We start from the raw sequence: 10,018 nt of genomic DNA, 5'->3' as shown, positions 1-10,018 counted from the left end.
CCTTCTCCGTCGGCGGGGCGGGTCCTACAGCACAGCCAGGTTGACCAGCTCGAAGGCGCCCGCCGCGACCAGCGCGGCGGCCGGCATGGTGATGAACCAGCCGAGCACGATGTTCTTGGCGACGCCCCAGCGGACCGCGTTGACCCGCTTGGTCGCGCCCACACCCATGATCGCCGAGGTGATGACATGGGTGGTGGAGATCGGCGCCTTGAACAGGAACGCCGTGGTGAACATGATCGACGCGCCGGTCGCCTCGGCGGCGAAGCCCTGCGGCGGGTCCAGCTCGATGATCTTGCGGCCCAGGGTGCGCATGATGCGCCAGCCACCCGCGTAGGTGCCCAGCGACAGCATCAGCGCACAGGAGATCTTGACCCAGACCGGGATCGGGTCGCCGAAGGTCTCGTTGCCGGAGATCACCAGGGCGAGCACCACGACACCCATGGTCTTCTGCGCGTCCTGGAGACCGTGGCCGAGCGCCATTCCGGCCGCCGACAGCGTCTGGGCTATGCGGAAGCCGCGCTTGGCCTTGTGCGGGTTGGACTTGCGGAAGATCCACAGGATGGCCGTCATCACCAGATAGCCGCCGATCAGACCGACGACCGGGGAGAGGAACATCGGGATGACGACCTTCTCGACGACGCCGCTCCACAGCACGTCGATGCCGCCCGCCAGCGCCGCGCCCACCATGCCGCCGAACAGCGCGTGGGAGGACGAGGAGGGCAGGCCGAAGTACCAGGTGGCGAGGTTCCAGACGATCGCGCCGATCAGCGCGGCGAAGAGGATGCCCATCCCCTTGGAGCCGTGCGGGGTCTCGATCAGGCCCTCGGAGACGGTCTTGGCGACGCCGGAGCCGAGGAAGGCGCCGGCGAGGTTCATCACGGCCGCCATCGCCAGCGCCGCGCGCGGGGTCAGCGCGCGCGTCGACACCGAGGTGGCGATGGCGTTCGCGGAGTCGTGGAAGCCGTTCGTGTACGTGAAGATGAGCGCGACCCCGACGGTCACGATCAGAGCGAAGGTGTCCATCGACGCCTCAGGACTCCTTGACGGCGATGGTCTCCACCGTGTTCGCCACGTGCTCGAACGCGTCCGCCGCCTCTTCCAGCACGTCCACGACCTGCTTGAGCTTCAGTACCTCGATCGCCTCGTACTTGCCGTTGAACAGCTGGGCGAGCAGCTTGCGGTGGATCTGGTCCGCCTGGTTCTCCAGCCGGTTCACCTCGATCCAGTACTCGGTGAGGTTGGACATGGTGCGCAGGTTCGGCATCGCCTCCGCCGTCAGCACCGCGGCCCGCGCCAGCACCTCGATCTGCTGCTCGACGCCCTTCGGCAGCTCCTCGATGTTGTAGAGGACGACCAGGTCGACGGCCTCCTCCATGAAGTCCATGATGTCGTCCAGCGAGCTGGCCAGGCCGTAGATGTCCTCGCGGTCGAAGGGCGTGATGAACGAGGAGTTCAGCTGGTGGAAGATCGCGTGTGTGGCGTCGTCACCGGCGTGTTCCGCGGCCCGCATACGCTCTGCGATCTCGGCCCGGGCGGAGGGGTCCGCCCCGAGCAGTTCCATCAGGAGCTTCGAGCCCGTGACGATGTTGTCCGCGGACGCGGCGAACATGTCGTAGAAGCTCGTCTCCCTGGGGGTCAGACGAAAGCGCACGTGTGGTCCTCGGGATGCTTTGGTTTCGGTCAGGCTGATGCTAGGCGCATCATCCGGCCACGGCTATCGGGCCATCCCCCAGTGTCGCCCATCGGGCACCGTGCTCGGCACGGGGGACCTTCGACCGACCCGCTACCCCGCAAAGTTCGTTACGATATACCCACCAGGGGTATATGTCCCCGCCCGTCCCGAGATGGAGGCCCGCGATGACGACGACCGAGGCCGGCGCCACGCACGGTTACCACCACCAGAAGGACGAGCACCTCAGGCGGCTGCGCCGGATCGAGGGCCAGATCCGGGGGCTCCAGCGCATGGTCGAGGAGGACACGTACTGCATCGACGTACTCACGCAGGTCTCCGCCTCCACCAAGGCCCTCCAGTCCTTCGCGCTCCAGCTGCTGGAGGAGCATCTGCGGCACTGCGTGGCGGACGCGGCCCTCAAGGGCGGCGACGAGATCGACGCGAAGGTGGACGAGGCGACGAAGGCGATCGGCCGCCTGCTGCGCACCTGAGCCGGGCGTGCGCACCCGGGCTAGACGATGGCTCCGCGGTCCTCGGTGACCCGGAGCACCTCGTCTATGCTCGCCAGGCTCAGCCGGTCCTCGGCGGCCGAGGCGGCGATCATCAGCTCGCCGCACAGTTCTATCTCGGCGAGGGCCACGTGGTCCTGCACCGCCGTACCGCCGACCGGAGCCACGCGCGTCACCTCTTCCTTGCCGGTACCGGCTTCCTAGAGTAGGGATCGCGCCACGCGCCGCGCATGGCACGGACGGGCTAGTCCGCGCGCGACGGGCCGGACTAGTCGGCGGGGGCCCCCTGGTTGTCCGCGAGGCGGCCCGCGTAGATGTCCGCCGGGCGGGGGAGTGTCACGTCGACCTCGGTGCCGAAGTCGTGCAGCAGGGTGGTGGAGGCGACCGCCACGGCCGCCGCCTCACGTCCGTTGACGAAGCTGAAGCGCTGACGGAGCTTGCGGATGCGGCCCTCGTCGTCGAGATACGCGTCGAACGGGACCTCGGCCGTGGCGAACCCTTTGGCCGCCGCGGCGAGCGACGCCCGGTTGTCCGCCGACGCCGCGCGGGCCGCGCCCGCCAGGTCGGCGGTGCCCCGGTAGTGCCGTACGGGGGTCCCGCCGACGCTCGTACGGCCCACGTAGGTCGCCGTACGGGTCCCGCGCAGCACCTCGGCCGCGGCGTACGGGTCGGTCGCGCCGCCGGTGACCAGGTTGCCGTCGGAGACCGTCGCGGCCTCCACCCGGACCCATTTGTCGGCGGGCACGCCCGCGCCCCGGTTCTTCATGAACAGGGCGCCGGGGGCGAGGAGTTCGGTGATGGGCCGGTGCTCCGGGGTGCCCGTGGGGTCCGCCGGGAGGACCACGGTGAGCCGGCCGAGGCGGCGCTCGAAGTCGTAGACGCCCCGGCCCCGGATGGTGACCCGGGTGCCGCCGGTCGCCATCTCCATGGAGGTGGTGGCCCGGGCCGTGCCCGCGTCGCGCAGGGTGTCGGCGGCCTGCCGGAGCACGGCCACCGGCTCGCCGCCCGCGCCGTTCACCCCCTCGGCGGCGACTCCGCTGCCGGAACACCCCGAGGCGCCCGCCCCGAGCCCGACCGTGAGTCCCATGATCCCCACCGCGACGCCCGTCCTGCCCGCGCGCGTGTGCTGCCGCCGATCCATGGCCTGCCTTACCCCCAGCCGGTTATGCCCGTCACTGGCCCCCTGTCTCTCCGGTTAACGACGGGTAGGGAGTGCCGTCACGCGCTGTCCGGCCCTCGGAGCGGACGGGAGGGGGTCGGCGCACGCCCCGGCGCGCGGCCGGTAGCGTGGCGCCGTGGCGTCTGAGGAGGGCCCCGAGGGGGCGCGGGAACACCGCACGGAGACGGCCGAGCAGGGGCGCTTCTGCGTGGCGCGGTGCAGTTGCGGCTGGCGGGGTCCCGCGCGCCGGGCGCGCAGCCAGGCGCGGACGGACGCGGAGGGGCACCTCCAGGGAGCGTGAACGCTCCGGCGTGCGCTACCGATTCTTTGCGCTTGGTTTCAGTGGTGTTCGAGGCGCTGGGTGAGGGCGTCCAGCAGATCGCGGTCGCGGGGGTGGGTCAGCCGGGTACGCGCCCCGGCGGGCGTCAGCCACACCACCTGGTCCACCTCGGAGTTGGGCACGAAGGCCCCGGAGACGGCTTCGGCGGCCCAGTACCGCACCTGCTTGGGGCGCCCGTCGACCGGATACCGCAGCGTCGGCAGCTCGGCCCCCGGTTCGGCCGCGTACCCGGTCTCCTCCCCGACCTCCCGCACGGCGGCCGCGAGCGCGGACTCCCCCCGCTTGAGCTTGCCCTTGGGATGCGACCAGTCGTCGTAACGGGGGCGGTGGACGAGGCACACCTGGAGGCCGCCGGTGCCGGGTGCCCGGCGCCAGAGGACGCAGCCGGCGGCGTGGATGGGCTTGGGGAGCGCGTCGGGGCCTGCGGGCACTTGGGGCTCCTGCGGGGGTCAGGGGGCGTGTTGCCAGGTCTGCTGGAAGGTGAACCGGGCGGCTTCCACCTCGTGGCGCTGGTCGGCGTGGAGGACGCCGAGGGCGTAGGCCGTGGCGGGGGCGATACGGGGGGTGCGGGCGGCCTGGGCCGCTTCGGCGGCGGCTTCGGCCGCGTCGCGGTGCCGGGTCAGGGCCTCGGCGGCCGGGCGCAGGCGGGGATCGGTGGGGGCGGTGTGCGGGATCTCGCGGGCGTAGCGGTGCAGGCGGAGCAGCAGCCGGACCTGGTGCCAGGGGCCGTCCTGGGGGTGCGGGGCGGGGTCGGGGGAGAGGCCGTGGATCAGGGCCTGCGCGTTGTAGGGGGCCCCGGCGGTGACCAGGGGCAGCGCGGCGACGGCACCGGCGAGGCGGTCCTCGGCCGCGGCGGCCAGCGGGCCGAGTCCGGTGACGGGCGCGGCGGGCGCGAGGGGGACCTCGCTGGCGAGCAGGGCGACCCGGTCGGCGACGGCGTGGAAGCGGGCGGAGCCCAGGGCCTCCAGCGCGGCGGAGTGGGCGCGGGTCCGGGCCAGGGTGAGCCTGCGTTCCAGCAGCGCGCCGGCCTTGGCCGCGCCCACGGTGAGGCTGCCTCGCTCGGGGACCGGTGCCGGGGCGCCCGCGTGCACCACGGCCCGCACCGGCGCGGGAGTCGACCCGGACAGGCGGTGCAGCGCGAGCAACAGCCGTTCGAGATGGGCCTCTTGCGCGTGCTCCAGCGCCAAGGTGCCCGACACCCAGGCGAGTTCGGGCCGCATGGCGTCGGCCCAGGCGGGGTCGAGCAGGGCCCGGAAGGTGTGCAGGGCGGCGCTGATCCGGCGGGCGGAGCGGCTCAGCGCGCGCCCGGCGTCGGCGGCACCCTCGGCACCGGCCGGCCCGTTCCCGGCCTCCCGGTGCGAGCGGAGCGCCCGCAGGAACTCGGTGGCCTGCGCCCGTAGATACGCGGCGAGGTGGTCGCCGGTCGGGGGACCGCCGGGCTCGGGGTCGGCGGTGGGACCCGGTCCGGTCGCGCGGGCGATGCCCGCCGGGGCGGCCGTCCGGGCGCCGGTGGCCCGCCCGGCCCCGGGGGCCGCGCCGCCCCCGGGAGCCACTCCCGCCTCCGGGGCCGGGACGGTCTCCGGGTGGGGCCGGTCAGGGTGTCGTGGTGCCACGCCGGCGCCTCCGGGCGTCAATGAGCATCTCCTGGATGTTGCGCAGGGGCTGGCCCTCGGCGTCGGTCGCGTGCCGGGTCCACTCGCCGTCGGGGCCCAGATGCCAGGAGGCGGTGGTGTCGGACATGCCGGTGTCCAGCAGGCGGATCAGGGACGCCCGGTGGCCGGGGTCGGTGACCCGGACCAGGGCCTCGATCCGGCGGTCGAGGTTGCGGTGCATCATGTCGGCGCTGCCGAACCACACCTCGGGCTCGCCGCCGTTGCCGAAGGCGAACACGCGGGAGTGCTCCAGGAACCGGCCGAGGATCGAGCGGACCCGGATGTTCTCGGAAAGACCCTCGACACCGGGCCGGACCGCGCAGATGCCGCGCACCCAGATGTCGACCGGCACGCCCGCCTGGGAGGCCCGGTAGCAGGCGTCGATGATCGCCTCGTCGACCATGGAATTGGCCTTGATCCTGACGAAGGCCGGGCGGCCCGCGCGGTGGTGCTGGATCTCCTTGTCGATCCGCGATATCAGGCCGTCCCGCAGGGACTTGGGGGCGACCAGCAGGCGGCGGTAGGTCTCGCGGCGGGAGTAGCCGGAGAGCCGGTTGAAGAGGTCGGAGAGGTCCGCGCCGACCTGCGGGTCGGCGGTGAGCAGGCCCAGGTCCTCGTACAGCCGGGCGGTCTTCGGGTGGTAGTTGCCGGTGCCGACGTGGCTGTAGCGGCGCAGGACGTCGCCCTCCTGGCGGACCACCAGCGACAGCTTGCAGTGGGTCTTCAGCCCGACCAGGCCGTAGACGACATGGCAGCCCGCCTCCTCCAGCTTGCGCGCCCACTTGATGTTGGCGTGCTCGTCGAAGCGGGCCTTGATCTCGACCAGGACGAGGACCTGCTTGCCGGACTCGGCCGCGTCGATCAGGGCGTCCACTATCGGGGAGTCGCCGGAGGTGCGGTACAGCGTCTGCTTGATCGCCAGCACGTCCGGGTCCTGCGCGGCCTGCTCCAGGAACGCCTGCACGGAGGTGGAGAAGGAGTCGTACGGGTGGTGCAGCAGCACGTCCCGTCGGCGCAGCGCGGCGAAGATGTCCGGCGCGGAGGCGGACTCCACCTCGGAGAGGTCGCGGTGGGTGCCCGCGACGAACTTGCGGTACTTCAGCTCCGGGCGGTCCAGGCTGTGGATGCGGAAGAGACCGGTGAGGTCGAGCGGGCCGGGCAGCGGGTAGACCTCGGCCTCGGAGATCTTCAGCTCGCGCACGAGGAGGTCCAGCACCTCCCGGTCGATGGACTCCTCCACCTCCAGCCGGACCGGCGGCCCGAAGCGGCGCCGCATCAGCTCCTTCTCCAGCGCCTGGAGCAGGTTCTCCGCGTCGTCCTCCTCCACCTCCAGGTCCTCGTTGCGGGTGAGCCGGAAGGCGTGGTGCTCCAGCACCTCCATGCCGGGGAACAGCTCCTCCAGGTGCGCGCCGATCACGTCCTCGACGGGGACGTACCGGCCGGGGCTGCTCTCCAGGAAGCGGGACAGCAGCGGGGGGACCTTCACGCGGGCGAAGTGCTTGTGGCCGCTGACCGGGTTGCGCACCACGACGGCCAGGTTCAGCGAGAGGCCGGAGATGTACGGGAAGGGGTGCGCGGGGTCCACGGCGAGCGGGGTGAGGACGGGGAAGATCTGGTGCCGGAACAGGGTGAACAGGCGGGCCTGCTCCTTGTCGGTCAGCTCGCTCCAGCGGACCAGGTGGATGCCCTCCTCCGCGAGCGCGGGGGCGACGTCCTCGTGGTAGCAGGCGGCGTGCCGGGCCATCAGCTCGCGCGAGCGGGCCCAGATCATCTCCAGCACCTCGCGCGGCTGGAGCCCGGAGGCGGAGCGGGTGGCGACCCCGGTGGCGATACGCCGCTTCAGGCCGGCCACCCGGACCATGAAGAACTCGTCCAGGTTGCTGGCGAAGATGGCGAGGAAGTTGGCGCGCTCCAGCAGCGGCGTGGTGGGGTCCTCGGCCAGCTCCAGCACGCGTTCGTTGAAGGCGAGCCAGCTGCGCTCCCGGTCCAGGAAGCGGCCCTGCGGCAGCGGAGCGCCGTCCGTGACCCGCTCCTCGTACACATCGAGGTCGGCGTCGAGGTCGGGTTCCAGGTCGGAGACGGCCGCCGCGACCGTGTGCGGGCGATGGGCGGCGATGGAGCCCACGGGGGGCTGCGGCCGCAGGGCGGCGTCGGAGGACGGGTGGGCCGGTACCTGGGCTTCTCGCTGACTCATGAACCCATTCTTCCGCGCCAGGGGCGTTACGGCAGCGTCTGTTTTCAAGTGGTGCGGTGGAACGGACGCGCCGCCCTCGGCCCCCTCGGGGCGCGGGTCGGAGTGGGGGACCACGGGTTCCATCGCCCGAGGGTCGCAAGCGGTTCTGAATCAAGGGTTACGGGCACATGACGTGCGGGAAATCGGGGGGCGGCCCGCAGGGGGACCGCCCCGTCGGTCAGCCGGTGCGGCGCCGCAGCACCGCGAAGGATGCGGCGGTGAGCAGCGCGGTCACGACCAGCAGCAGGGCGCTGGTGGTGAGCTGGAGGGGCCAGTAGTGGGACTCCGGGTGGTACGAGGAGAAGAAGCCGGTGCCGCCGTGGCGCTCGTAGAGCCGGTGGCACGAGTCCGAGACGTCGGCCATGCATTCGGGGGTGGGTACGTGGGCCCCGGTGCGGGTCACCATGCCGTGCGTGACCTCCACGCCGGCGTACTCGCCCGCGTAGCCGTGGGCGAAGTCGTTCTCCTCGGTCACCGGCGGCCACAGGTACGGCATGAGCCAGTGGGCGGCGGTGAACAGCAGCGCGGTCGCGGCGACGGTGATGCCGAGGGCGGGCAGGGTGCGGGGCACGAGCAGGCCGGTCAGCGCGCCCACGGCGAGGGCGGCCAGACAGAGGGCGACGAGGGCGGGACCGTTGGCGTAGAAGGTGCGCAGGAGCCACCAGCCGGTGCGCGGGCCCGCCCGGTCCTCGGGCGCCGACCAGGCGTACCGGTGCAGGACCACCAGCAGGCCCGCGCCCAGGGTGACGACCACGGCCGGGAGCGCCAGCCGGTGCGCGAGCCAACGCGCCGGGCTGATGCCCTGCGTCCAGGCCAGCAGTGAGGACCCGGACTCCAGCTCCCGCGCGGTCAGCGTGGCGCCCGCCCAGGCGGCCACCAGGAACGGCATGAGGAACAGGACGTCGGTCAGGGGGTCGTACAGACTGCCGTACAGGCCCAGGTCCACGGTGCACACGCTGTTCGAGCGGCATGCCTGGAGCTGCTGCCAGCCCCGTGCCCACTCATCCGTCAGTGGCCCCGCCATCCACAGCAGCAGCCCGGCGCCCACGGCCACCAGCGCGGCCCAGATGATCAGCGCCCACCGGTGCAGACGGAACGTCCAGCGGGCGGAAACGGAGAGGGTGCTCACGCGGCGCGCTCCTCGGTCGTGGTGGTCGCTGCGGTGAGCGCGGGCGCGTCGGGGCTGCGCAGGTGGGCGAGGACGAGGTCCTCCAGGGTGGGCGGCTCGGTGCGCCAGTCGCCCGCGAGCGGTCCGGCCGGCCGGATCAGCGCGGAGAGCTGGCGGCCGGTGGTACGGGACTCGACCACGGTGTGCCCGGCCAGCGCGGCTCCCTCGGCGGAGCCGGCGACGCGGAGGTGGGCGGCGAGCAGCTCGTCGATGTCGCCGGCCAGCCGGACCCGGCCGGAGCCGATCAGCAGCAGGTGGTCGCAGGACTCCTCCACCTCCGCGACGACGTGCGAGGACATGGCGATGGTGGTGCCGTGCTCGGCGGCCGTGCCCATCAGCAGACCCATCAGGTCGTGCCGGGCGAGCGGGTCGAGGTCGGCCATCGGCTCGTCCAGCAGCAGCAGTTCGGGCCGCTTGCCGAGCGCGAGGGCGAGCGCGACACGGGTGCGCTGGCCGCCGGAGAGGGACCGTACGCGGGCACCGGGGTCGAGTTCGCCCCCGGCGACGATCCGCTCGGCGCCGGCCGCGTCCCAGTGGCCGGGGTTGAGGTCGGCGCCCATGCGCAGCGTCTCGGCGACCGTGAGCTGCGGGTACAGCGGCTTGGCCTGCGCGACGTAGCCCACGCGGGGCCGGGCGTCGGCCGGAGAGGTGCCGAGGACGCGCAACTCGCCCTCGGTCGGCCGCAGAAGGCCCGCCGCCATGGCGAACAGGGTGCTCTTTCCAGCTCCGTTGGGGCCCACCACGGCGCACACCCGCCCGGCGGGCAGCCGGAACGCGCAGTCGCGCAGCGCCCAGCCGCCCCGCCGTCCGTAGCGTCTGCCGAGGCCGTCGGCCTCGATCGCGGTGTCGCTCATGAACGTTCTCCCTGGAAGTTCTTGTCGAGTACGGCCGTGAAGAGGGCCGCCATGTCGTCCCGGTCCCACCCGGCCCGGACCGCCCGCGCCGCCCACTCCTCCAGCTCGGCCCGCAGCGGCGAGTCGGCCGGGGCGGCGCCGAGTGCGCGGCGGACGAAGGTGCCCATGCCACGCCGCGCCTCCACCAGTCCCTCCCGCTCCAGCTCGCGGTACGCCTTCAGGACGGTGTTGGGGTTGATGGCCGTGGCCTCCACGACCTCGCGGGCGGTGGGCAACTGGTCGCCGGGGCGCAGCAGTCCGAGGCGCAGGGCCTGTTTGGTCTGCTGGACGATCTGGACGTAGGTGGCGACCCCGCTGTGCCGGTCGATGCGGTATTCGACCACGCGCTGAACCACCCTTTCACTAATTGAGTAGTGAAAGGGTGGTGTAGA

12 protein-coding genes are annotated in these 10,018 nt (G+C 72.6%); 2 read left to right on the top strand and 10 right to left on the bottom strand.

What is annotated here, in order from left to right:
- Window positions 1-24: 24 nt before the first annotated feature.
- Window positions 25-1,023 carry an anion permease gene (locus tag ACIGA3_RS22565; RefSeq protein ID WP_399718473.1) on the bottom strand — a complete coding sequence of 333 codons (999 nt, stop codon included), beginning with the start codon at window positions 1,021-1,023 and terminating at the stop codon, window positions 25-27.
- 7 nt (window positions 1,024-1,030) lie between these two features.
- Window positions 1,031-1,651, bottom strand: coding sequence for a DUF47 domain-containing protein (locus tag ACIGA3_RS22560; RefSeq protein ID WP_399718470.1), 621 nt, complete (start codon window positions 1,649-1,651; stop codon window positions 1,031-1,033).
- 206 nt (window positions 1,652-1,857) lie between these two features.
- On the opposite strand from ACIGA3_RS22560, the gene ACIGA3_RS22555 reads away from it, so the two are divergent.
- Window positions 1,858-2,163: a metal-sensitive transcriptional regulator gene (locus tag ACIGA3_RS22555; protein WP_393594621.1), complete on the top strand. Its 306-nt coding sequence runs from the start codon at window positions 1,858-1,860 to the stop codon at window positions 2,161-2,163.
- Between the two features lie 20 nt (window positions 2,164-2,183).
- Here ACIGA3_RS22555 and ACIGA3_RS22550 read toward each other — a convergent pair whose 3' ends face one another.
- Together ACIGA3_RS22550 and ACIGA3_RS22545 are read right to left on the bottom strand one after the other, a co-directional pair.
- The gene (locus ACIGA3_RS22550; RefSeq protein WP_399718538.1) at window positions 2,184-2,348 is read right to left on the bottom strand and encodes a hypothetical protein; all 165 of its coding nucleotides are present in this window, start codon (window positions 2,346-2,348) and stop codon (window positions 2,184-2,186) included.
- A 101-nt stretch (window positions 2,349-2,449) separates the two neighbouring features.
- Window positions 2,450-3,268 (bottom strand): hypothetical protein, encoded by an 819-nt coding sequence (locus tag ACIGA3_RS22545; protein WP_399718468.1) that lies wholly within the window; start codon window positions 3,266-3,268, stop codon window positions 2,450-2,452.
- Between the two features lie 208 nt (window positions 3,269-3,476).
- Between ACIGA3_RS22545 and ACIGA3_RS22540 the strand changes: the two genes are divergently transcribed.
- A complete protein-coding gene (locus tag ACIGA3_RS22540) occupies window positions 3,477-3,641 on the top strand; it encodes a hypothetical protein (protein ID WP_399718465.1) in 165 nt (54 codons plus the stop codon).
- A 38-nt stretch (window positions 3,642-3,679) separates the two neighbouring features.
- Here the strand turns inward: ACIGA3_RS22540 and ACIGA3_RS22535 are convergent, their stop codons facing one another.
- The 6 genes from ACIGA3_RS22535 to ACIGA3_RS22510 all read right to left on the bottom strand — a co-directional run bounded on the left by ACIGA3_RS22535 (window position 3,680) and on the right by ACIGA3_RS22510 (window position 9,970).
- Window positions 3,680-4,111 carry an NUDIX hydrolase gene (locus ACIGA3_RS22535; protein WP_399718463.1) on the bottom strand — a complete coding sequence of 144 codons (432 nt, stop codon included), beginning with the start codon at window positions 4,109-4,111 and terminating at the stop codon, window positions 3,680-3,682.
- Window positions 4,112-4,129: 18 nt separating this feature from the next.
- The gene (locus ACIGA3_RS22530) at window positions 4,130-5,161 is read right to left on the bottom strand and encodes a CHAD domain-containing protein (protein WP_399718530.1); all 1,032 of its coding nucleotides are present in this window, start codon (window positions 5,159-5,161) and stop codon (window positions 4,130-4,132) included.
- 112 nt (window positions 5,162-5,273) lie between these two features.
- Window positions 5,274-7,526, bottom strand: a complete 2,253-nt coding sequence (locus tag ACIGA3_RS22525; protein ID WP_399718460.1) for an RNA degradosome polyphosphate kinase — start codon at window positions 7,524-7,526, stop codon at window positions 5,274-5,276.
- A gap of 217 nt (window positions 7,527-7,743) precedes the next feature.
- Entirely contained in the window at window positions 7,744-8,694 is a 951-nt protein-coding gene (locus ACIGA3_RS22520; RefSeq protein WP_399718457.1) for an ABC transporter permease, read from the bottom strand.
- Window positions 8,691-9,587: an ABC transporter ATP-binding protein gene (locus ACIGA3_RS22515; protein ID WP_399718454.1), complete on the bottom strand. Its 897-nt coding sequence runs from the start codon at window positions 9,585-9,587 to the stop codon at window positions 8,691-8,693. The genes ACIGA3_RS22520 and ACIGA3_RS22515 overlap by 4 nt, the downstream gene beginning before the upstream one ends.
- Entirely contained in the window at window positions 9,584-9,970 is a 387-nt protein-coding gene (locus tag ACIGA3_RS22510) for a GntR family transcriptional regulator (RefSeq protein WP_399718452.1), read from the bottom strand. Before ACIGA3_RS22510 ends, ACIGA3_RS22515 begins: the two co-directional genes overlap by 4 nt.
- Window positions 9,971-10,018: the final 48 nt, after the last annotated feature.

It is taken from the genome of Streptomyces sp. NPDC085596 (genome assembly GCF_044541565.1).
Classification (GTDB): domain Bacteria; phylum Actinomycetota; class Actinomycetes; order Streptomycetales; family Streptomycetaceae; genus Streptomyces.
The sequence above is the reverse complement of the archived record's forward strand: the minus strand, read 5'-3'. Positions and strand labels throughout refer to the sequence as shown.